Genomic DNA, 21,961 nt, shown 5'->3' on the forward strand with positions numbered 1-21,961 from the left:
AGGCCGATGGCGGAGAGGGAGGGATTCGAACCCTCGATAGGCTTGCACCTATACTGCATTTCGAGTGCAGCGCATTCGACCACTCTGCCACCTCTCCGCATGTCGGGTGTGCTTCCGGGCATAAGCCCTCGGTCGAAGCGAGGCGGGCCGATTAGCCGAGCCGCCCGGGCTTGCCAAGCCCTTTCGGGTGCGAATTCGGGGGATGGGCTGCCTCGCCCACCTTGTTTACTTGCCGCAGCGCACCATATCCTGCGCAACTATGGAACGCGCTCAATTCTTCTCCGCCCAGGCCGGTCGCACGATCGAGGCACCGCGCCGCGCCAAGACCCGCTTCGCCATCGGCGATGTGGTCAAGCACAAGGTGTTCGATTTTCGCGGGGTGATCTTCGATATCGATCCGGTCTTCGCCAATTCGGAAGAATGGTATGCAGCGATCCCCGAAGATATCCGGCCCGACCGCGACCAGCCGTTCTATCACCTGCTCGCGGAGAGCGACGAGAACAGCTACGTGGCCTATGTCAGCCAGCAGAACCTGCTGAACGATGCGGTCAGCGGCCCGGTCGAGCACCCGGACGTGCACGTCTATTTCCAGCAGTTCGAAAGCGGTCGCTACCGCATGCGGCGCAGCCTGACGCACTGATTTCGGCCAAGGGCCCGGCGCACCGTCAGCTTTTGATTTTCCAGCCGGATTTGAGCAACTTGTAGGCGACGAACGCCAGCACGGTATTCAGCGCCAGAAGGCCGAATGCCGCCCATGCGACGTGCGCTGCATCGCCGATATCGCTCTGGCCGAGAAATCCATAACGGAAGCCCGAAATCACATAGAAGAACGGGTTGGCGCGGCTGACCGCCTGGAATGCAGGCGCGAGCCGGTCGATGATGTAGAACGTGCCGGACAGCATCGCCAGCGGCGTGATGACGAAATTCGTGACCGCCGCATTATGATCGAACTTCTCCGCCCAGATCGACGCGATCAGGCCGAGGATCGCCAGCATGGCGGCGCCCATCAGGCCGAACCAGACCACCGCCCAAGGGTGCGCCATGGCGAGACTGACGCCCGGATAGAGCGCCATGGCCGCAGCCACGACGAAGCCCACTGCGATCGCGCGCGTGACGGCAGCGCCGACGATGCCGATCATCAGCTCGCCTTCGGACAGCGGCGGCATCAACAGGTCGATAATCGTGCCCTGGATCTTGCCCGACAGCAGCGAGAAGCTCGAATTGGCGAAGGAATTCTGCATCATCGCCATGGCGATCAGGCCGGGTGCGACGAAGGTCGGGAAGTTGACGCCCAGCACCTCGCGCCCGCCACGCCCCAAGGCGACCGAGAAAATGACGAGGAACAGAAGCGTCGTGATCGCTGGAGCCCAGATTGTCTGGGTCTGCACCTTGAGAAACCGCCGGACCTCCTTAATATAGAGGCTCCACAAACCCACGCGGTTGATGCCGGTGATCACCGGCTTGCCGCGTTCGGCGAACCGGCCTTTCGCAGCGCCGCCATCCTCGACGAAATTTGCGTCGGGTTGCTCGGTGCCCGCGGGGGCAGGATTGACTTGATCGGCCATGGCTGCGCGCCTAGGGCCACGTACCCCGTCTTGGCAAGCTCCGGACGGCCAGGACTATACAGGATTCACGAATGAGCTGGACCGACGAACGGATCGCAACACTCAAGAAGATGTGGGAAGGCGGATCGACCGCCAGCCAGATCGCGGAGGAACTCGGCGGCGTCAGTCGCAATGCGGTCATCGGCAAGGCCCATCGCCTCGGCCTGAAATCGCGCCCTTCGCCGGTGAAAGCCAACGAGAAGAAGAAGGCTGCGCCAAAGGCCAAGGCCCCGCCCAAACCGGCTCCGAAGGCCGCGCCCAAGCCGCCCGCCCCGAAGGCCGCAGCCCCGGCAAAGCCTGCCGCTGCGCCCACACCTGCGCCCAGCGCTGCGGTCCCGTCGCAACCGCTGCCCGACAAGCGGCCCGACCTGCCCAAGATTGTCTCCGTCGGACCAGGCGGCTTCCTGCGTCAGGGGCCCGGCGATCAGCAGCCGCCGATCCCGCCGGCTCCGCCGCGCCGCCTGGTGCCGGCCAAGCCCGATCCCTCGATCGCGGACAAGACCAGCCTGCTCGATCTGTCGGACAAGGTGTGCCGCTGGCCGATGGGCCATCCGGGCGAACCCGATTTCCACTTCTGCGGAGAAGCCGTGAACCCCGGCTTCCCCTATTGCGTCGAACATTGCGGCCGCGCGTACCAGGCACAGCTTCCGCGCGGTGCACGCCGTCCGCCTCCGCCCCTGCCCTTCGGCGGCCCGCGGGTCCGCTAAAGTTCATTTTCCGAAAGGCCCGGAAGTCACGCGACCGCCGGGCCTTTTCTTTAGACCGACCGGAGTTTGCCAATGCCCCTTTCGCTTCACGCCGCCTATGTCCCCAGCGCGCTCCAAATGCTGGGCACAGCGCGTCACCTTGTCGACACTGCGGAGAAATGGTGCAGTGAGAACGGCGTTTCGGAAGCCGACATCATCGGCGCGCGGATCATCGAGGACATGCTGCCGTGGTGCTACCAGGTGAAGTGCGTTGCCGAGCATACGCAGGGCGCGATCGAAGGCGTCCGCGCCGGCGTCTATTCTCCCGATCTCAATCCGCCGCCGACGACGTTCGACGCGTTGCGGGAAAAACTGTCGGGCGCGCGCGAGGCCATGGAAGCCCTGTCGGAAGCCGATATCGAAGCCTTCATGGGCCAACCGATGCGGTTCGAGTTCAAGGATCGCCGCATGGACTTCGACGCCGAGGACTTCCTGCTCAGCTTCAGCCAGCCGAACATCTATTTCCACTGCGCGACAGCCTACGACATCCTGCGGATGAAGGGTGTGCCCGTCGGCAAGGGCGATTTTATGGGCCGTGTGCGCATCAAAACCTAGCGCTTGCGGGCGAACCAGATGGTGTGGCGCGGCCCCTTGTTGTTCGGCCGCGCGCGAACTTCGCGCACCTCCACATCGAAGCCGCTTTCTTTCAGGCGAACGGTGAACTTGTGGTCGGGCGCGGCGGACCACACCGCCAGGATGCCGCCGGGCCGCAGCGCGTCGCGCGCCTTGCCGAGCCCGGTCTTGCTGTAGATACGATAGTTGGCATCGCGCACGATCCCGTCGGGTCCGTTGTCGACGTCGAGCAGGATGGCATCGTATTTGTCGCTGGTGCCGTCATTCGCATCGTCAATCAGCGCGGCGACATCGCACAGTACCACTTCTCCGCGCGGATCCGCGAGACTCTCACCGGTAAGATGCGCCAGCGGTCCCTTCGCCCAGTCGAGGATCTCGGGCACGATCTCGGCCACGGTCACCGAGCCACCCTCGGGCAGCCGGTCGAGCGCCGCGCGGTAGGTGAAGCCCATCCCGTAGCCTCCGATCAGGACGCGCGGCTTGGCCGCATCGAGTTCGGCTAGCGTCAGCACTGCAAGCTGCTCTTCGGAGAACTGCATCCGCGTGCCCATCAGCTCGTCGCGGCCGAGCATGATGATGAAGTCACGGCCATGGCTGACGAGCGTCAGCGTTTCGCCGTCGGGCACTTCGGCGGTCGCCAGGGTTTCACGGGGCAGCATCGATGATCTCTTCGGATTGGGGAATGACCAGACGCGCGATGGCGCCCTTGCCGTCTTCCCGGTTGGACAGGGTGAACTCACCCTTCAGGCTACGGGCAAGGCTTGTGGCGATCCGCAGACCGAGGCTGTCGGCATTCTCCAGCGCAAAGCCGGACGGCAAGCCTGATCCTTCGTCTTGAATGCAGATGATGTAGCACGGCTCTTCGTCAGCGCGGTCCACGACCGTCACTTCAAGCGACCCACCTGCGTCGGCATAGCCATGCTCCACGCAATTGCTGATCGCCTCGGCGACGACCAGCGCGGTCGAAACGGCATGCTCGGTCGCCAGCGTGCCGCTCGCCTGGGCATCGAAGACGTAATCGATGTCGTCACGACCCGAGGCGTCCAGCGTGTCGCGCGCGATGCGGTCGATATAATTGGCCAGCGACAGCTGGGCGCCATCGGCGCTGTAGAGAGTGCGCTGCAAACGACCGACTAGACCAAGCCGCCGGGCTGCATCAGTCAGCGCTTGCTTGCCGTCACCGTCCGCCAACCCGCGCTGCTGCAGATTGAGCAGCGAGGAGATCATCTGGATGTTGTTGCCGACCCTGTGCTGGAGCTCCTTGAACAGCATCTCGCGCGTTTCAGCGAGCTGGCTGGTGCGTTGCTGCTCCAGCGCCAGCCGCGCATTGGCGATCTGCATCCAATGGACGAGCGCGATATCGACAACGACGATCCCGATGAAAAATAGCAGCGCCACCACGGCGCGATAGTCGAGCGCGAAGCTATCGAGCGGCGGGATGAAAAAGTACCAGCTCAACAGTCCGCACAGGACTGCAGCGAGCGCCCCAGGGCCGACGCCGAAGAAGAAGGCAGTCAGAATGACCGGGGGGAAGAAAGTGATGTAGGGAAAGCCCTCGGGTAAGGCTCCGCCAACCGCCCAGCGGACCAGCAGCCCTGCTAAGCTCGCAACGACCGCGACGCCATAGCCGATCCACGGGCGGCGCTTGGCGAGCGGCAATCTTTGCAGGAAAGTAAGACTGTCCGGCGGCAAGTCCCGCAGCGCCCTGAACATCGACCCTCGTATCTCCTCGCCCAAAAACAGGCCCGTAAAGGAAGGGCCGCGAAGGTCTATACCCTCGCGGCCCCACATTGCCAAAAGGCGTTGCAGATCAGTCCTTAAGGAAGTCCGGCACGTGGGCTTCGCCGCCCTCGTCCTTGTTTCCGCCGCCATCGCGATCGCGACGCGGGCCACCGCGACCGCCGCGACGATCGCCGCCACGGCCGCCGCCGCCGCCGCGCGGACCGCGATCACCGCGCGGTTCGCGCGGCGGGCGGGTGTCTTCCAGTTCTTCGCCGGTTTCCTGGTCGACCACGCGCATCGACAGGCGGACCTTGCCGCGCTGGTCGATCTCGAGGACCTTGACCTTCACTTCCTGGCCTTCCGACACGACGTCGGTCGGCTTTTCGACACGCTCGTTCTTCATTTCGCTGACGTGGACGAGACCGTCCTTGCCGCCCATGAAGTTCACGAAGGCACCGAAGTCGACGATGTTGACGACCTTGCCGGTGTAGATCTTGCCGACTTCCGCCTCTTCGACGATGCCTTCGATCCACTTCTTCGCGGCTTCGATCTCATCGGCATTGCTCGACGAAATCTTGATCACGCCTTCGTCGTCGATATCGACCTTGGCACCGGTCTCGGCGACGATCTCGCGGATTACCTTGCCGCCCGTGCCGATGACGTCGCGGATCTTCGACTTGTCGATCTGCATCGTTTCGATACGCGGAGCGTGCTTGGACACTTCGCCGCGCGAGGAACCGAGAGCTTCGGTCATCTTGCCGAGGATGTGCGCACGACCGGCCTTCGCCTGTTCGAGCGCGGTCTGCATGATCTCCTGCGTGATGCCGGCGACCTTGATGTCCATCTGCAGGGACGTGATGCCCTTTTCCGAACCGGCGACCTTGAAGTCCATGTCGCCCAGGTGGTCTTCGTCACCCAGGATGTCGGACAGCACGGTGAAGTCGCTGCCTTCGAGGATCAAGCCCATGGCGATGCCCGAGACCGGCCGCGCCAGCGGAACGCCGGCGTCCATCATGGACAGGCTTCCGCCGCACACCGTCGCCATCGAGCTCGAGCCGTTGGACTCGGTGATGTCGGACAGCACGCGGATGGTGTACGGGAAGTCCTCGTGATCGGGCAGGACCGGACGCAGCGCGCGGAAAGCGAGCTTGCCGTGGCCGGTTTCGCGGCGGCTGGTGAAGCCGAAGCGACCCACTTCGCCGACCGAATAGGGCGGGAAGTTATAGTGCAGCATGAAGTTGCTGTACGACAGGCCTTCCAGACCATCGATCATCTGCTCGGCATCCTTGGTGCCCAGCGTGGTGGTGCAGATCGCCTGCGTTTCACCGCGGGTGAACAGCGCCGAACCGTGCGTGCGCGGCAGCAGGCCGACCATCGCCTCGATCGGGCGAACTTCGTCGGTCTTGCGGCCGTCGATACGCTGGCCATCCTTGAGGATCGCCTTGCGCACGATGTCGCTTTCCAGCTTCTTCACGAGCTTCAGGCGGCCCATGTATTCGGCCGGATCGCTCTCTTCCAGATCGGCGTAATGCTCGCGCGCCTTGGCGCGGGCATCGTTGACCGCGTCCTGGCGCTCGGCCTTGTTGGTGATCTTGTAGGCTTTCGCCAGATCGTCGCCGATAACGCCGCGCAGCTCTTCGAGCTTGGCGGTCTTGTCTTCGACCGGAGCGAGTTCCCACGGATCCTTGGCGGCCTGTTCGGCGAGATCGATGATCGCGCCGATGACCTTGCGGCTTTCCTCATGCGCGAACATGACGGCGCCGAGCATCTGCTCTTCGGTCAGTTCCTTCGCTTCGGATTCGACCATCATCACCGCGTCCTGCGTGGCGGCCACGACGAGGTCGAGATTGCCGTTTTCGCCCAGCGCGTCGGCGACGGTCGGGTTGAGAACGTAGTTGCCATCATTGTCGAAGCCGACGCGCGCGGCACCGATCGGGCCCATGAAAGGCAGGCCGCTGATGGTCAGCGCAGCCGAGGCGGCGATCATCGCGACGATGTCGGGCTCGGTCTCGCCATCATAGGACAGGACCTGCGCGATGACGTTGATTTCGTTGTAGAAGCCTTCCGGGAAGAGCGGCCGCACGGGGCGGTCGATCAGGCGGCTGGTCAGCGTTTCCTTCTCCGTGGCGCGGCCTTCGCGCTTGAAGAAGCCGCCCGGGATACGGCCCGCAGCGGAGAATTTTTCCTGGTAGTGGACGGTCAGCGGGAAGAAGTCCTGCCCTTCCTTCACACTACGCGCGGCGGTCACGGCGCACAGCACCACGGTTTCGCCATAGGTGGCCAGCACGGCGCCGTCTGCCTGACGGGCGATCTGACCGGTTTCGAGGGTGAGGGTCTTTCCGCCCCACTCGATCGATACGGTTTTCTTGTCGAACATGTATTTTCCTAAATGACCCGCCGCGCCTGATTGCACCGGCGGGGCCTACTGTGCCGGGGATACCGTCCCGGTCCGGTTCGGGGCGCTGTTTTGGCCCCATTGCCCGCTCCGGAGCCGAATTGCCCGGGAGCCGGATAGCAAGAGGGGCAGCCCTTCCGAGCCGCCCCTCCCGAAACTCTTATTTACGAAGACCCAGCTTCTGGATCAGCGCGTTGTACCGCTCGACGTCTTTCTTCTTGAGATAGGCGAGCAGGTTGCGACGCTTGTTGACCATCATCAGGAGACCGCGACGCGAGTGGTTGTCCTTGTGGTTGGACTTGAAGTGCTCGGTCAGGTTCTTGATGCGCTCGGTCAGGATGGCGACCTGGACTTCCGGCGAACCGGTGTCGCCCTTGCCCTGCGCATTGTCCTTGATGATCTTCTGTTTGTTCTCGGCGGTAACCGACATGCATTCTACTCCGCGACATCCGGTAGGTTGAAGCCCCGCACGACCTTGGCCGAGCCTCCGCTGAGTTCCATCAGGGCCACCGGCACATCGTGCAGTGTGGCGAGGTGGAGCCCGTCGGTGTGGGGCAAGTCCGACAATACCCGGCCCTGGCGGACCGCCTGCGCGCTTGTCGGGTCGAGGGTGAGGACCGGGATGTCGTCCAGTCCCGCCTCCAGCGGCAGGAGAAGGTTTTCGATGGCCGCGCCCTTAGCGTTTTTCTCCAGCGTGTCCAGCGAAATCGCCTGATCTTCGCGGAACGGACCGGCCTTGATGCGCCTGAGATAAGTCACATGCCCCAGCGTTCCAAGGGCGCGTGCGATGTCCCGTGCCAGCGAGCGGATGTATGTGCCTTTTGACACATGCGCCACCAAGGTAATGCTGTCGGCCAGTTCGAGCGGGGCTTGCGGATCGTAGGGATCGGGGCGACCGGCCGTGGTGGCGAAAACGGATCGCAGCGGCGCATCTTCCCGCTCCCCTTCGAAGCCGAGTTTGTGGATCGTCACGCGGCGCGTTGTCATCTCCACTTCCTCGCCCGCCCTTGCGCGGTCGTACGCGCGCTTGCCGTCCACCTTCACCGCAGAATAGGCGGGCGGGACCTGCTCGATCTCACCGGTGAAATGCTCCAGCACCGCAGCGATGGCGGCCATCGGTGGCCGGCGGTCGGTTCGCTCGATCACCTCGCCTTCGGTGTCGAGCGTATCGGTCTCCTCGCCGAACTGGATCGTGAACGCATAGATCTTGTCGCTATCGAGCATGCGCCCGGCAAGCTTGGTCGCCTCGCCCAGCGCAATCGGCAGCACGCCTTCGGCCAGCGGATCGAGCGTGCCGCCATGGCCGACCTTGGTCTTGGCATAGCCACCCTGCCGCAACAGTCGTTTGACCGCACTCACGGCCTGCGTCGAACCGAGGCCGCGCGGCTTGTCGAGCACTAACCACCCGTGCGGCGCAGGTTTGAGATCGCTCATCCGCCGATCACACCCGCAATGCCGTTGGCGACCGAGAAGAAGAAGCCACTGATCCATTCGACCGGCGGCAGGATGGTGTTCTCGATCCACCGAGCGTCGGGGAAGGCCCAAGTCGCCGCGATCAGCACGACGAAGACCAGCATCCCCATCGCCTGCAGCTTTTGCCACTGGTTCGCCCAGCGCCGCGGCATCAGCCCGCCGACGATATGCGACCCGTCGAAGGGCGGGATCGGCAACAGGTTGAAGAAAGCGAGGAAGGCGTTGATCAGGACGAACGCGCCGAAAGCGGTCATCACCCATTCGGGCAAGGCCGCGCCCAAGTTCAGCGCGAACCCTCCGATCACACCGATGAACAGCGCCGCGACCAGCGCGAGCAGCAGGTTCGTCCCCGGACCGGCGGCAGCGACTGCCATCATGCCGAAACGCGGATTGTCGAGCCGCCGCGCGTTGACCGGCACCGGCTTGGCCCAGCCGAAGATCGGCCCGCCGAACAATGCCAGTGCGCCGGGTACGATGATGGTCCCGATCGGATCGACATGGCGGATCGGGTTAAGACTGAGGCGGCGCTGCTCCTTCGCAGTCGGATCGCCCAGCATCAGCGCGACCCAGCCATGCGCCACCTCGTGAAAGACGATGGCGACGATTAGGCACGGCACCAGCACCGCAGCAAGAATAAGAGTTTCGGTCATCGAGGCTAGATAGGGACCGGCGGGTCAGCCCGCCAGCGCTTCGCGGAAATGCTTGCGACACATGGCGACATAGCGATCGTTGCCGCCGATTTCCGTCTGCGCGCCTTGGCTCACGGCCTTGCCGTTTTCGTCGACACGCAGGTTCATCGTCGCCTTGCGGCCGCAATCGCAGACGGCCTTCATTTCGACGAGGTGGTCGGCGATGCCGAGCAGGGCCGCCGAGCCGGGGAAAAGCTCGCCCTGAAAATCGGTCCGCAGGCCGTAGCAGAGCACGGGGATGCCGCCGTCATCTGCCAGTCGCGCGAGCTGCCAGACCTGCTCGCGCGTGAGGAATTGCGCCTCGTCCACCAGCACGCAGGCGAGGGGATTCTCGGCGTGGTCGGCCAGTACGCGCGCTTCGATATCGGTATCGGCTTCGAACCTGTGCGCGTCGCTTGCCAGCCCGATCCGGCTGGAGATTGCGCCGAAGCCCGGCCGATCGTCCAGCGCCGCAGTCCACAGCGAGACACGCATGCCCCGCTCGCCATAGTTGAACGCAGTTTGCAGCAGGGTCGAACTCTTCCCCGCATTCATGCTCGCAAAATAGAAATAGAGCTTGGCCATCGCCCAGCCCTAGCCTCAGGCGCGCGAGGTGTTAAGGAGGGCGTCATACGGGATCGGGGATGACGCCCCGACCAGACAGAACAAGACGACAGGGACCTTACATGGCAGACGCGGCAGCGACGGCGGGGAACACGCAGACCGGCTTTCTGGGATGGATCGAGCGGACGGGCAATAAACTGCCGGACCCGGTCTTCATCTTCTTCTACCTGATCCTCGCCCTTGTCGCAGTGTCCATGATCGCGGCCATCAGCGGCGTGTCCGCGTTCCACCCGACTGCTATCGACGAGGCTACCGGCAGCGCCCAGCGGATCGAGGCGGTCAGTCTGCTCTCGCCGGAGAACATCCAGCGCCTTTGGGTCGAAATGCCCGCGACTTTCACGCACTTCCATCCGCTCGGTTACGTGCTCGTCGTGATGCTGGGTGCCGGCGTGGCGGAACGCTCGGGCTTCTTTGCTGCAGGCATGTCCAAGGCGGTGAAGGCTGCACCTAAATCCCTGCTGACGCCCGTCGTGGCGCTGGTAGCAATGATCGGCAACCACGCAGCAGACGCGGGCTACGTCGTGCTGATCCCGCTGGCGGGCATCCTGTTCGCTGCCGCCGGACGTCATCCGCTGGCCGGGATCGCGGCCGCCTTTGCCGGGGTGTCGGGTGGCTTCTCGGCCAACATCTCGCCCGGCCAGCTCGACGCGCTGCTGTTCGGGATCACCGAAGAAGCGGTCAACGCTAGTGCGCTCGATCCGGCCTGGACTGCCAATATCGCGGGCAACTGGTACTTCATCGCCGCGATGACCGTCATTTTCCTGCCGATCATCTGGTACGTCACCGACAAGGTGATCGAGCCGCGACTGGGTGCATGGACCGGCGGCGCGCAGGCAGGCGCGGCCACCACGAATGCCGATCACGCGACCGGAACGGCCAGCGTGACGGAAGATCTTAGCGACGACGCGGCGACAGACCATGCCTCCGGCGGAGACGATCTCAGCCCCGACCCGAGCGATCACGAAGGCGCGCTGGCGTCGAAGGGGCTGCGCGCCGCCGGTCTCGCCGCATTGTTCGTCGTAGCGCTGTGGGCGATCATGGTGTTCGCGCCCGGCACGCCGCTGGTCAACGAAGCCGCTTGCGAGGGTATTCCGGCGGCGGACTGTTCGATCCACGCCGAACTCGATCCGTTCTACAAGTCGCTGGTTGCGGCCTTCTTCCTGCTCTTCCTGCTGACCGGCTGGGCCTATGGCCGCGCGGTAGGGACGATCAAAAATCACCGCGACCTCGTCGAAATGATGGCCGAGAGCATGAAGGACATGGGCTATTACCTCGTCCTCGCCTTCGCTGCGGCGCATTTCGTGGCGATGTTCGGCTGGTCCAACCTCGGCCTAATCAGCGCGGTGCATGGCGCGGCGGCGATCCAGTCGACCGGCCTGCCGCTGCCGCTGGTGCTCGGCCTGATGGTGCTGTTCACCGGCCTGCTCAATCTGTTCGTGGGTTCGGCGAGCGCGAAGTGGGCGCTGCTGGCCCCGATCCTCGTGCCGATGCTCATGCTGCTCAATATCAGCCCGGAAGGCGCAACCGCCGCCTATCGCGTGGGCGACAGCGCGACCAATATCATCACCCCGCTGATGGTCTACTTCCCCCTGATCCTGGTGTTCGCCCAGCGCTGGCAGAAGGATTTCGGCCTCGGCAGCCTGACCGCGATGATGATCCCCTATTCCATCTGGCTGCTGGTATCGGGCACGGTGCTGATTGTGCTGTGGTTCTACCTCGGCATCCCGCTGGGGCCGGACGCGCCGGTGGGCTACGCGCTGCCCGAGATGGCAGCACCCGCAGCTCCGGCGATCATGGAGTAGACCTTAGTCTTCGTCGTCGAGGTCGCGGGCGACCTTGGGGTCGTTCAATAGCTGCTCGATCCGGTCGGCCTCGTCGAAGCTTTCGTCCGGCTGGAAAGACAGTTTCGGCGCGAACTTCAGGCCCAGCCGCTTGGCGACTTCCTTCTGGAAGAAGGCGGTGTTCGTGCGCAGGGCCTTCAGGACCTGCGCCTCGTCCTGGCCGAGCAGCGGCTTCACATAGGCTTTCGCATTGCGCAGGTCGGGCGTCATTCGCACTTCGGTGACGGAGATGTTCGAGGCACGCAGCACATCGTCATGCGCTTCGCCGCGCGCGAGCAATTCGGACAGAATATGCCGCACCCGCTCGCCCACCTTGAGGACGCGGACCGACTGTTGCTCGGGGGTGGAATGCTGGTGCTTGGCCATCAGGCGAATTCTTCCATTTTCGCGAGGATACGTTTGAGCGAGGTCATGTTGCGTGCCGTGCCCCGGCAGCCGAGGCGTTTTTCGATGAAGCGTCCGGTCAGATCCGACACGCCGACACCGTGCACGTAGTCGAGATAGAGCACGCGGTCGCCCAATGCGAGCCGTTCGGCGCCGCGATCGCGATGTGCCTGCAGCAGGGCTTCGAACCCGCCTTCGTCCGGTTGGCGCGGCAGAAAGATGGTGTGGACCATCTTGTCCGACCCTTCCCCGTGGAAGGGATTGTCCTCAATGGCCGAGCGCACCTCGGCGAGAGTCCGGACGACGACGAAGCCGGCAATGCCGAAGTCGCGCTCGATGACGGTCGCGATGCGGGTGGCGAGATCGGCTTCGCTGTCATCGCTTGAGAAGATGACGTTTCCGCTCGCCGCTACCGTTGCGACACGCTCAAAGCCGTCAGCCTCCAGTTGTTCACGGAGATCGGCCATCTTGATACGGTTGCCGCCGATATTGATGCTACCGAGCAGCGCGAGGCGCGTGGTCACGTCTCGCTTCCCGGCCTCGGCGTCGGGATCGCGGTACTGGTCGACCGCGCCAGCAGATTGGCAGCCTCGTCGAACAATTCGCCTTCGAGGAAGATCACCCGCCGCCCGCGCCGGATGACACGGCCCTTGCCGATCAGCGGCCCGGCCATCACCGGACGCAGCAGCGTCATGCTGATGTCGAGATTGAGCGGGGCCTCGCGCTGCTCGGTCGCCCAGACATGCGCCCAGCCCATGACCTCGTCGAGGAAGCCCGCGACCAGCCCGCCCTGCACGCTGCCGCGCGGGGTGATGAAGCTGTCGGGTGCAGTGAAGCGGAGCGTGATTTCCTCACGCTCCGCATCGAAATGATCGAACTCGACGCCCATGAGGTCGGCGTGCGCCGCCCCATGGTTATGCGGTCTTTCGGTATTCGCGCTCACAGCGTGCGTTCACGCTCCTCGACCTCGAACACCTCGAGCTGGTCGCCCGCCTGGATGTCGTTCGTATCGGCGAGGACCACACCGCATTCGAGACCGGCGCGAACTTCGTCCACGTCGTCCTTGAAGCGGCGGAGCGAGGCGATGGTCGTGGCCGAGACGATGACGTCGTCGCGCGTGAGGCGTGCGTGCAGCCCCTTGCGGATGACGCCTTCCTCGACCAGCAGGCCGGCCGCCTTGTCCTTCTTGCCCGAGCGGAACACTTCCTTGACCGCGGCACGGCCAACGACGTTCTCGATCCGCTCCGGACCCAGCTCGCCTGCCATCTCCTTCGCGATTTCTTCGGTCAGGTGGTAGATGACGTCGTAATACTTCATCTCCACGCCGTCGCGTTTCACCAGCTCGCGGGCCTTGGCATTCGGGCGCACGTTGAAGCCGATGATCGGCGCGTTGGATGCCGCTGCCAGCTGGACGTCGCTTTCCGTAATCGCACCCACGCCTGCATGGAGCACGCGGACCTTGATGAGGTCGTTGCCGAGATTGTGCAGCGCGGTCGTGATCGCTTCCACCGAACCCTGCACATCGGCCTTCACCAGTACGGGGAATTCGACGAGATCCGATGCAAGGTTGTTGAACATCGTATCGAAGCTGGTCGGAGCCAGTGCAGTACGCTTCTCGGTCGCCTTTTCCTGCCGATATTCGGCCACTTCGCGAGCGCGCTGCTCGTTTTCGACCACGGTCAGCACATCGCCCGCGCTCGGCACGCCGCCGAGGCCGAGGACCTCGACCGGCATGGAAGGTCCGGCTTTCTTGATCTGCTTGCCATGATCGTCGACGATGGCGCGGACACGGCCGCTCTGCGTACCGACGACGAAGGTGTTGCCACGCTCCAGCGTGCCGCGCGTGATCAGCACGGTCGCCACCGGGCCGCGGCCCTTGTCGAGCTGCGCTTCGATGACGGTCGCCTCGGCCATGCGGTCGGGACGGGCCTTCAGTTCAAGCAGTTCGGCCTGCAGCGCGATCTTCTCGAGCAGTTCGTCCAGCCCGGTCTTCTCCTTGGCAGAGATTTCCACGTCCTGCACATCGCCCGACATCTTCTCCACGATGACCTCGTGTTCGAGCAGGCGGTTGCGGATGTTGTCCGGGTTGGCTTCCGGCTTGTCCATCTTGTTGATCGCGACGATCATCGGAACGCCGGCAGCCTTGGTGTGATTGATGGCCTCGATCGTCTGCGGCATTATGCCGTCGTCGGCAGCCACGACCAGCACCACGATGTCGGTCACATTGGCGCCGCGCTGGCGCATTTCGGTGAAAGCGGCGTGGCCCGGGGTGTCGAGGAAGGTCACGGCATCGCCGCCTTTCGTCTTCACTTGGTAGCTGCCGATATGCTGCGTGATGCCACCGGCTTCGCCCTTCACGACATTGGCGCCGCGAAGCGCGTCGAGCAGGCTGGTCTTGCCGTGGTCGACATGGCCCATGATGGTGACGACCGGCGGACGCGGCTTCAGCGTTTCTTCCGGATCCACATCCTCTTCGGCCTGGATGTCCACATCGGCTTCGGAGACCTTCTCGATATTGTGACCGAACTGCTCGACCAGCAGCTCCGCCGTATCCTGATCGATCGTCTGGTTGACGGTGACCATCATGTCGAGATTGAAGAGCTCCTTCACCAGGTCGGCGCCCTTTTCGCCCATGCGCTTGGCGAGTTCGCCGACGGTGATCGCCTCGGGGACGATCACGTCGCGGACCTGCTTCTCGCGCGGCTTGTTGGAGCCGCCGCCCTGCATGCGGCGCTCCTTTTCGCGCGCACGCTTGAGCGCGGCGAGGCTGCGGGCGCGGCGGCCCTCGTCCTCGTTGAGCGCCTTCTTGACGGTGAGCTTGCCGGAGCGACGCTTGTCGGGCGTTTCCGCACCGCGCGCAGGCTTGTCGTCCTTCTTCTTGCGCTCGGGCTTCTTGATTTCCGGACGCTTGACGGGCGTGAACTTGCGCGGCGCAGGCGCGGGCGTGCCGTCCTCGGCAGGTGCTGCCTCTTGCTCGGCGGGCGCTTCCTCGGCCGGCGCGTCCTTCGGTGCCTTGGCCTGTTCCTTTGCCTTTTTCGCGGCTTCGGCCTCGGCCTTCTTGTTGTCTTCGGCGCGCTGCTTTTCTTCCTCGGCTGCCTGCTTGGCTTCCTGGTCTTCGCGCTTGCGGGCCTCTTCGGCCAGACGCAGGCGCTCTTCCTCGGCCTCGCGCTGGAGGCGCGCGACGCGTTCCTGCGGCGTTTCTCCGGCCGGGGCCTTCTTGGCCGCAGGCTTCTTCGCTGCCGGTGCCGAGGCAGGTGCGGGAGCCGGTGCGGGCGCAGGCGCAGGGGCGGGAGCCGCCTCGGGCGCCGGGGTTTCGCCCGGTTTCACGAGCTTGCGGCGGCGCTTGACCTCGACCGCCACCTTGTTGGTGCGGCCGTGGCTGAAGGTCTGCTTGACCTCGCCCGGTTGCGCACCCTTCAGGGTCAGCGGTTTACGGGCCGGTTTCTTGTCGTCGTCGCTCATTCTTGCTCGTTTCTCTTCGATCTAATCGTTCAGTTCGTCATCTGGCGTGCGCGGCCCGGTCAGGCCTCGGCGCGCCCGTATTCGGCGGGCACATCGTGCCCCATGTAAAGCATGAGGCGCACCAGGGGCTTGAGCACTCGCGCGGCCGCAGCATCATCGGCCAGCGCCAGATGGACGACATTGTCGCGGCCCAATGCCACAGACAATGCGTCGCGGTCCAGTGGCAGGATCAGCCCCCGCTCCCCCGAGCCCTCCATGTCGCGCCCGACGCGCCAGGCCTGGTCCAGCTTCTTACGCCCGTCCTCGCTCGCGTCGCTGGCATGGCACAACAGCGCCACGCCCCCTGCCCGCGCCGTTTCGGCAATGCGCTGGGTGCCCAACATAAGGTGTCCGACGCGCATTTCGAGGCCCAGCCGGTCGAGCACGACGCGGGTCAGCGCATCTTCGACCATTTGCGGCAGCTCTTCGGGGATCTCGAGGTCGCCGGTCTTGAAGGCGCGGGACAGGCCGGCCTTCAGCTTGCCATTACCTTGCGCGGTTTCGATCGCCGCGCGTTCGCTGCACACCCAGGCCCCGCGCCCCGGCGCCTTTTCCTGCGCATCGGGCAGGACGAGGCCGGACGGCGAGACAGCCAGCCGCAGCAGGGTAGCGCGCGGCTGGGTCTCGCCGGTCAGGATGCAGCGGCGTTCCGGGCAGGTCTTACCGGGCTCGGAAGCGTTCCGTGCCTTGGGCGGGTCGGCGATGTCGGACGTCAGGCGCTCATTGGGTGGAGTCCGCATCGGCGGCCTCCTGGGTTGCGGCGTCTCCGGCGGGAGCCTCTGCAGGTTCCTCATCCTCGAACCAGTGCGCACGGGCGGCCATGATGATCTCGTTGCCCTGCTCTTCGTTCAGGCCGTACTCGCCCAGCACGCCGCCCTTGTCCTGCTCGCGCTGCGGACGGTCGCGACGCATCGGCGGGCCATCGGCATTATTGCGGCGACGCGGAGCTTCGCGCTTCTTCTGGATGAGTTCGTCCGTGGCGAGATCGGCCAGGTCGTCGAGCGTTTTGATGCCCGCCTTGCCCAGCGTGACCAGCATGGCCTCGGTCAGGTGCGGCAGCTCGGCAAGATCGTCCTCCACGCCCAGCTCGCGGCGCGTTTCGCGGTGCGCCGCTTCCTGGCGCTCGATCGCTTCCTGCGCGCGGCTCTGGAGCTCCTCGGCGAGGTCTTCGTCGAAGCCTTCGATCGAAGCGAGTTCCTCGAGTTCCACGTAAGCGACTTCTTCGAGCTCGACGAAGCCCTCGGCGACGAGCAGCTGCGAGAGCGTTTCGTCGACGTCGAGTTCTTCCTCGAACATCTTGGAGCGCTCGGCGAATTCCTTGCTGCGCTTTTCCGAGGCTTCTTCCTCGGTCATGATGTCGATCTGGTTACCGGTCAGCTGGCTGGCGAGGCGCACGTTCTGGCCGCGGCGACCGATGGCGAGGCTGAGCTGGTCATCGGGCACGACGACCTCGATGCGGCCCTCTTCCTCGTCCAGCACCACGCGGCTGACGGTGGCCGGCTGCAGCGCGTTCACGATGAAGGTCGCGCCGTCTTCCGACCAGGGAATGATGTCGATCTTCTCGCCCTGCAGTTCCTGCACGACAGCCTGGACGCGGCTACCCTTCATGCCGACGCAGGCGCCGACCGGGTCGATGCTGCTGTCGTGGCTGATGACGCCGATCTTCGCGCGGCTGCCCGGGTCGCGGGCGGCGGCCTTTATCTCGATGATGCCGTCGTAGATTTCGGGCACTTCCTGCGCGAACAGCTTGCGCATGAAATCGGGATGCGCGCGGCTGAGGAAGATCTGCGGACCGCGATTATTCCGCTCCACCTTGGTGATGAGCGCGCGGACACGTTCGCCGACGCGGGCGGCTTCGCGCGGGATCTGCTGGTCGCGGCGGATGACGCCCTCGGCGCGGCCGAGGTTCACGATGACGTGGCCGAATTCGACCGACTTGATCACGCCAGTGATGACTTCGCCGGCGCGATCCTTGAATTCCTCGTACTGGCGCTCACGCTCGGCATCGCGGACCTTCTGGAAGATCACCTGCTTGGCCGACTGCGCGTCGATGCGGCCGAGATCGACCGGCGGCAGCGGATCGACGATGAAGTCGCCGATTTTGGCATCGTCCTGCAGCTTCTGCGCGGCCTTCAGGTCGACCTGCTTGAAGTAATCCTCGACCTCTTCGACCACCTCGACGACGCGCCACAGGCGCAGATCGCCGGTCTGCGGATCGAGCTTGGCGCGAATGTCGTTTTCCGCGCCATAACGGTTGCGGGCGGACTTCTGGATCGCCTCTTCCATCGCTTCGATAACGATGGCCTTGTCGATCATCTTTTCCGATGCGACCGCATTGGCGATCGCGAGGAGTTCAGCCTTGTTGGCGGAAATGGCACTGGCCATCAGTCGTCTGCCTTTTCTTCTTCAGTTTCGACGATTTCGTCGGCACCGCTCGTATCGAGCGGCTGGGTGGCGGCAATCAGTTCGTCGGTCAAGACGAGCTTCGCCGAATGAATGAGATTGCGGGGGAAGCTGACCTCGCCCGCCTTGTGGTCCTCGATGACGACCATGTCGCCATCCAGTCCCTTGAGCTCGCCCTTGAGGTTGCGATGCCCGTGGACCTTCTCGGTCAGCGAGACCTTCGCCTCGTGCCCTGCCCAATTCGCAAAATCCTTCGCGCGGGTCAGCGGACGGTCGATGCCCGGGCTGGAGACTTCGAGATGGTAGGCCCCTGGAACGAGGACCGTGCCCTCTTCCTCGAGCGCATCGAGCCGGTCGGAGACGCGGCGCGACAGGGCGGCACATTGTTCGATCACCAGTTGGCCGGTCTTTGGGTCTTCCGCCATGATCTGCAGCGCCTGCCCGCCGTCTCCGGCTTCGGACGGCATCATCTTCACGCGCACGAGCTCGAAGCCCAGGGCCTCGGCCTCGGGTTCGATAACTTCGGTCAGTCGCGCGATATCTGCCATCTGGTCTCCGGTACGATAGACATTGCGGCAACGGCGGTTGGTGCCGGCCCCTCGCGGCGCCAGCCCTTCAGTGTCGCGACAATGTCGGGATGACGGCCATTTAGGTCGTCGGATACCGAAAAGCAATATGAGTCTTTGCCGAGCGCTAGAATTGCTCGGGCGTAGGCGCGGCCCCCGTGGCCTAGCAGTAGCGATCCACCTGGCGCTGCAACTCGTCGATCCGGGCAGAATCAACTTCCGTCGTGCCGTTTGCGACCGCCCGATCCCACAACTCCTGCGACAGGCGCGAGTATTCCGCACACTGCATGGCATCAACTTCAGCCTTTTTCTCTGCCATGTGCTCGTTGATCGACTGCCCGCCGAGAGCATCCATTTCCTGGTTCATATAAGCGTTCGCATTGCGCGGCGCAGACACCGAATATGCCACCCAGCCAGCGATGACGGCAGTTCCGACCAGCGAAAGTCCGGCTTTTACGATGTCCATGAGCAATACCCCTCAGTAAAGTTGAGGTATTACAATACGCGCCGGTAAAAAATCCGCTAATCGGCTTCCTGCATCAGGCCATGCTTCTTTATGCAGTGCCTCAGCTGGTCGTAGCTTAGCCCCAGCGCCTTTGCCGTCTGTCGCTGGTTCCAGCGGTGCTTGCCGAGAGCGTGTTCCACGATGGCCCTCTCGTGATCGTCAACCGCGGTGCGCAAGTCGTCGATATGTTCGAAATCCGGACCGGCACCGTGTGGCGCGGTTGCTCCGGCAGCGGCGGGGGCGGCCTGGGGCGGGCGCTTTACGGGCGAAACCGGCTTCCACGGGCTGTCGAAGGGATCGAACTGCGCATGGCCGATCGGTTCGTTCCAGTCGTCCCAGCGATAGACGGCGCGTTCCACCACATTGCGCAGCTCGCGCACATTGCCCGGCCAGTCGTGCGCTACCATCTGCTCGGTCACATGCGGAGCGAAGCTCGGCCAGCCTTCCCAGCCCAGCTCTGCGGCCATGCGGCGGCCGAAGTAATCCGCCAGCACCTCGACATCGCCCTCGCGCACGCGGAGCGGCGGCAAGGTTATGACCTCGAAGCTCAGCCGGTCGAGCAAGTCGGCCCGGAATTCGCCGCGGGCGGCCTTTTCGGGCAGGTCTTCATTGGTCGCCGCGACGATCCTGACGTCCACGCGAACGGGTCGGCTGGAGCCGATGCGCGTGACTTCGCCATATTCGACGGCGCGCAACAGGCGTTCCTGCGCCCCCATCGACAGCGTGCCCAGTTCGTCGAGAAACAGCGTGCCTTTGTCGGCTTCTTCGAACCGGCCGACGCGTTGCTTGGTAGCGCCGGTGAAGGCTCCCGCCTCGTGCCCGAACAGCTCAGCCTCGATGAGCGTTTCCGGCAAGGCGGCGCAGTTCATGGTGACGAGCGGTTCGTCCCAGCGGGTGGAGAGGCGGTGCAGACGCTCTGCGATCAATTCCTTGCCCGTACCGCGCTCGCCGATGACGAGCACCGGCCGGCGCATTGGGGCCGCGCGGCTGGCACGCTCCACCGCGTCGAGGAAGGCGCCGGACTGGCCGATGAACTGGTTTTCCCGCTCCATGACCAAGATATAGGAAAATACACCAAGGCTTGGCAATTAAAACCAACACGATGCTCGCATAACGGTGAAAACTTCCAGCTTTCCAGCCGCTTTCGAGTTTTGGCACGGCCCTTGCTGAACATATCACAACAGCAATTTCGGTCCCGGATCAGCCGGACGACCCCAAGGGAGGCACACCGCCATGTACGATCGCAGCTTCTTCCGCACCCAACTGGGCCAGGCAGCGCTCGCCAGCATCGTCGCCATGTCGGCATTCGTAATGCTAAGCTCGCATATCACGGTCACGACGCCGGTCGCGGCAATCGCAACCTACGAGCAGGTCGAGATCGCATGACTCTGCCGCCCGACCACGACCCCCTTGGCCCGGAGCGCAACTCCCCCGACAGTCCCCAAGACGCTCCGGGCCGCCCCCGCACGAATTTGTCGCGGCTCGAGGAAGAGGTAGAACGGCTGCGCCGCTCGCCCACCCCGACTCGCGAAGGCGGACGCGCCAAGGATTCCGGGTTCGGATCGGACTTTTTTTCTACTGGAGCACCATTGATGGGCATTTTCAGCCGCACCCGCGATATCATCGCCGCCAATTTCAACGACATGCTGGACAAGGCCGACGACCCCCAGAAGATGATCCGCATGATCATCCTCGAGATGGAGGAAACGTTGGTCGAAGTCCGCGCAAGTGCCGCGCGCACCATCGCCGACCAGAAGGAAATGCATCGCCACACGGTCAAGCTGGACAAGCTCCAGGCCGACTGGGGCGAGAAGGCACAGCTGGCGCTGTCGAAGGATCGCGAAGATCTCGCCCGCGCCGCTCTGGTAGAGCGCAAGAAGGCATCGGACATGTCCGACCAGCTGAAGCAGGAAATCTCGGTGCTCGACGATGCCCTGCGGGCCTATGAGCAGGACATCCAGAAGTTGCAGAACCGCCTGCGCGAAGCGCGCAGCCGCCAGACCGCCATCGCGGCCCGGCTGGAAAGCGCGGAGAACCGCGTCAAGCTCCGCAGCCTGATGACCAACGAGCGGGTGGACGATGCGCTGAGCCGCTTCGACCAGCTCGAACGCCGGGTCGATTACGCCGAGGGGCGTGCCGATGCACTTCAGATTGCCGATGGCAAGAACAGCCCGAATCTCGCGGACGAAATCGCCGCGCTGGAAGGGGCCGATGCCATCGACGACGAACTCGAACAGATGAAAAAGGCGCTGGGTAAAGGCAGCGCACCCAAGGAGGACTGATCCGTGGAAGAAGTACTTTTTATCGCCGCGCTATTCATCGCACTCCCGTGGATCGTCCTTCACTACATCACGAAGTGGAAGACCTCCGCCACCATCACCACCGACGACGAAGCCCTGCTGGAGGAACTCTACAACCTCGCCAAGCGGCTCGACGACCGGATGGACACGGTCGAGCGCCTGGTCGCGTCCGACAATCCCGACTTCAAGCCGGCCCGCCTCGTCCATGACAGCGAAGTCGACAACCAGCAGCTGCGCGAACTCGAACAGCTGATGGCAGAGAAAAAAGGAGCATCCCAGTGAACAGCCCCCGCACCACCCTCTATCGCGACAAGCAGAATGCGAAGTTCATGGGCGTGCTCTCGGGCATCGCCGACTACACCGGGGTCAATGCCCTGTGGGTCCGGCTGGGCTTCCTGATCCTGGCCATCAGCATGGGCTGGCCGATCCTCGCCTATTTCGCCGCCGGCATTTTGCTGAACAAGAAGCCGCCGCATCTCTACACCGATCAGGACGAGAGCAAATACTGGCAGCGCGTCCGCCAGAACCCGAAGCGCACGGCGCGCGAAATCCGCGCCAAGATGAAGGATGTCGATCGCCGCCTGGCCGAAGTCGAAACCTTCTACGTCAGCAGCAATCCGCGCCTGAACGCCGAAATCGAACGGCTTCGGTAAGCA

General features: G+C 64.1%; 25 protein-coding genes and 1 tRNA gene. 8 read left to right on the forward strand and 18 right to left on the reverse strand.

The window, feature by feature from the left end; genetic code table 11:
* Positions 1-7: 7 nt before the first annotated feature.
* Positions 8-97: transfer RNA gene (locus Q9K02_RS12220), tRNA-Ser, on the reverse strand.
* A 162-nt stretch (positions 98-259) separates the two neighbouring features.
* On the opposite strand from Q9K02_RS12220, the gene hspQ reads away from it, so the two are divergent.
* Positions 260-640 (forward strand): heat shock protein HspQ, encoded by a 381-nt coding sequence (hspQ, locus tag Q9K02_RS12225; RefSeq protein WP_305933147.1) that lies wholly within the window; start codon positions 260-262, stop codon positions 638-640.
* A 25-nt stretch (positions 641-665) separates the two neighbouring features.
* Here hspQ and Q9K02_RS12230 read toward each other — a convergent pair whose 3' ends face one another.
* On the reverse strand, positions 666-1,565 hold the full coding sequence (locus tag Q9K02_RS12230) for an ABC transporter permease (protein WP_305933148.1): 900 nt from the start codon (positions 1,563-1,565) through the stop codon (positions 666-668).
* A 71-nt stretch (positions 1,566-1,636) separates the two neighbouring features.
* On the opposite strand from Q9K02_RS12230, the gene Q9K02_RS12235 reads away from it, so the two are divergent.
* Positions 1,637-2,311, forward strand: a complete 675-nt coding sequence (locus Q9K02_RS12235; RefSeq protein ID WP_305933149.1) for a GcrA family cell cycle regulator — start codon at positions 1,637-1,639, stop codon at positions 2,309-2,311.
* A gap of 72 nt (positions 2,312-2,383) precedes the next feature.
* Entirely contained in the window at positions 2,384-2,905 is a 522-nt protein-coding gene (locus tag Q9K02_RS12240) for a DUF1993 domain-containing protein (RefSeq protein WP_305933150.1), read from the forward strand.
* Here the strand turns inward: Q9K02_RS12240 and Q9K02_RS12245 are convergent.
* The 7 genes from Q9K02_RS12245 to Q9K02_RS12275 all read right to left on the reverse strand — a co-directional run bounded on the left by Q9K02_RS12245 (position 2,902) and on the right by Q9K02_RS12275 (position 9,766).
* Positions 2,902-3,582 carry a spermidine synthase family protein gene (locus tag Q9K02_RS12245; protein ID WP_305933151.1) on the reverse strand — a complete coding sequence of 227 codons (681 nt, stop codon included), beginning with the start codon at positions 3,580-3,582 and terminating at the stop codon, positions 2,902-2,904. The genes Q9K02_RS12240 and Q9K02_RS12245 overlap by 4 nt on opposite strands.
* Positions 3,569-4,636, reverse strand: coding sequence for a sensor histidine kinase (locus Q9K02_RS12250; protein ID WP_305933152.1), 1,068 nt, complete (start codon positions 4,634-4,636; stop codon positions 3,569-3,571). The genes Q9K02_RS12245 and Q9K02_RS12250 overlap by 14 nt, the downstream gene beginning before the upstream one ends.
* A gap of 97 nt (positions 4,637-4,733) precedes the next feature.
* On the reverse strand, positions 4,734-7,022 hold the full coding sequence (gene pnp / locus Q9K02_RS12255) for a polyribonucleotide nucleotidyltransferase (RefSeq protein WP_305933153.1): 2,289 nt from the start codon (positions 7,020-7,022) through the stop codon (positions 4,734-4,736).
* 178 nt (positions 7,023-7,200) lie between these two features.
* Positions 7,201-7,470, reverse strand: coding sequence for a 30S ribosomal protein S15 (gene rpsO, locus Q9K02_RS12260; RefSeq protein ID WP_278328052.1), 270 nt, complete (start codon positions 7,468-7,470; stop codon positions 7,201-7,203).
* Between the two features lie 5 nt (positions 7,471-7,475).
* A complete protein-coding gene (gene truB, locus Q9K02_RS12265) occupies positions 7,476-8,474 on the reverse strand; it encodes a tRNA pseudouridine(55) synthase TruB (RefSeq protein WP_305933154.1) in 999 nt (332 codons plus the stop codon).
* A complete protein-coding gene (locus Q9K02_RS12270) occupies positions 8,471-9,163 on the reverse strand; it encodes a site-2 protease family protein (protein ID WP_305933155.1) in 693 nt (230 codons plus the stop codon). Before Q9K02_RS12270 ends, truB begins: the two co-directional genes overlap by 4 nt.
* A 24-nt stretch (positions 9,164-9,187) precedes the next feature.
* Positions 9,188-9,766 (reverse strand): thymidine kinase, encoded by a 579-nt coding sequence (locus Q9K02_RS12275; RefSeq protein WP_305933156.1) that lies wholly within the window; start codon positions 9,764-9,766, stop codon positions 9,188-9,190.
* Between the two features lie 101 nt (positions 9,767-9,867).
* On the opposite strand from Q9K02_RS12275, the gene Q9K02_RS12280 reads away from it, so the two are divergent.
* Complete coding sequence (locus Q9K02_RS12280) at positions 9,868-11,607, forward strand: AbgT family transporter (protein ID WP_305933157.1); 1,740 nt, start codon at positions 9,868-9,870, stop codon at positions 11,605-11,607.
* Positions 11,608-11,610: 3 nt separating this feature from the next.
* Here Q9K02_RS12280 and rbfA read toward each other — a convergent pair whose 3' ends face one another.
* From rbfA to pspF, 9 genes are all read right to left on the reverse strand, one after another.
* A complete protein-coding gene (rbfA, locus tag Q9K02_RS12285) occupies positions 11,611-12,012 on the reverse strand; it encodes a 30S ribosome-binding factor RbfA (RefSeq protein ID WP_305933158.1) in 402 nt (133 codons plus the stop codon).
* Positions 12,012-12,554, reverse strand: a complete 543-nt coding sequence (locus Q9K02_RS12290; RefSeq protein ID WP_305933159.1) for a DUF1697 domain-containing protein — start codon at positions 12,552-12,554, stop codon at positions 12,012-12,014. Before Q9K02_RS12290 ends, rbfA begins: the two co-directional genes overlap by 1 nt.
* Positions 12,551-12,973 (reverse strand): PaaI family thioesterase, encoded by a 423-nt coding sequence (locus Q9K02_RS12295; RefSeq protein ID WP_305933160.1) that lies wholly within the window; start codon positions 12,971-12,973, stop codon positions 12,551-12,553. Before Q9K02_RS12295 ends, Q9K02_RS12290 begins: the two co-directional genes overlap by 4 nt.
* Positions 12,970-15,492, reverse strand: a complete 2,523-nt coding sequence (gene infB, locus Q9K02_RS12300) for a translation initiation factor IF-2 (protein WP_305933161.1) — start codon at positions 15,490-15,492, stop codon at positions 12,970-12,972. Before infB ends, Q9K02_RS12295 begins: the two co-directional genes overlap by 4 nt.
* Before the next feature lie 59 nt (positions 15,493-15,551).
* Entirely contained in the window at positions 15,552-16,271 is a 720-nt protein-coding gene (locus Q9K02_RS12305; RefSeq protein ID WP_305933162.1) for a DUF448 domain-containing protein, read from the reverse strand.
* Entirely contained in the window at positions 16,252-17,916 is a 1,665-nt protein-coding gene (gene nusA / locus Q9K02_RS12310; protein WP_305933163.1) for a transcription termination factor NusA, read from the reverse strand. The genes Q9K02_RS12305 and nusA overlap by 20 nt, the downstream gene beginning before the upstream one ends.
* On the reverse strand, positions 17,916-18,482 hold the full coding sequence (rimP, locus tag Q9K02_RS12315) for a ribosome maturation protein RimP (protein WP_305933164.1): 567 nt from the start codon (positions 18,480-18,482) through the stop codon (positions 17,916-17,918). The genes nusA and rimP overlap by 1 nt, the downstream gene beginning before the upstream one ends.
* 181 nt (positions 18,483-18,663) lie before the next feature.
* Positions 18,664-18,966, reverse strand: coding sequence for a hypothetical protein (locus Q9K02_RS12320; protein WP_305933165.1), 303 nt, complete (start codon positions 18,964-18,966; stop codon positions 18,664-18,666).
* Positions 18,967-19,022: 56 nt separating this feature from the next.
* Complete coding sequence (gene pspF / locus Q9K02_RS12325; protein ID WP_305933166.1) at positions 19,023-20,057, reverse strand: phage shock protein operon transcriptional activator; 1,035 nt, start codon at positions 20,055-20,057, stop codon at positions 19,023-19,025.
* 181 nt (positions 20,058-20,238) lie between these two features.
* Between pspF and Q9K02_RS12330 the strand changes: the two genes are divergently transcribed.
* Genes Q9K02_RS12330 through pspC form a run of 4 tightly spaced genes read left to right on the forward strand, consistent with a single transcriptional unit; the run spans position 20,239 to position 21,958 of the window.
* Positions 20,239-20,391 carry a hypothetical protein gene (locus Q9K02_RS12330; RefSeq protein WP_278328039.1) on the forward strand — a complete coding sequence of 51 codons (153 nt, stop codon included), beginning with the start codon at positions 20,239-20,241 and terminating at the stop codon, positions 20,389-20,391.
* Entirely contained in the window at positions 20,388-21,287 is a 900-nt protein-coding gene (pspA, locus tag Q9K02_RS12335; RefSeq protein WP_422785431.1) for a phage shock protein PspA, read from the forward strand. The genes Q9K02_RS12330 and pspA overlap by 4 nt, the downstream gene beginning before the upstream one ends.
* Before the next feature lie 3 nt (positions 21,288-21,290).
* Positions 21,291-21,587, forward strand: coding sequence for an envelope stress response membrane protein PspB (pspB, locus tag Q9K02_RS12340; protein ID WP_305933167.1), 297 nt, complete (start codon positions 21,291-21,293; stop codon positions 21,585-21,587).
* On the forward strand, positions 21,584-21,958 hold the full coding sequence (gene pspC, locus Q9K02_RS12345) for an envelope stress response membrane protein PspC (RefSeq protein WP_278328037.1): 375 nt from the start codon (positions 21,584-21,586) through the stop codon (positions 21,956-21,958). Before pspB ends, pspC begins: the two co-directional genes overlap by 4 nt.
* The last annotated feature ends 3 nt before the right edge of the window (positions 21,959-21,961 follow it).

This window comes from Qipengyuania profundimaris, from assembly GCF_030717945.1.
In the GTDB taxonomy this organism is placed as follows: domain Bacteria; phylum Pseudomonadota; class Alphaproteobacteria; order Sphingomonadales; family Sphingomonadaceae; genus Qipengyuania; species Qipengyuania profundimaris.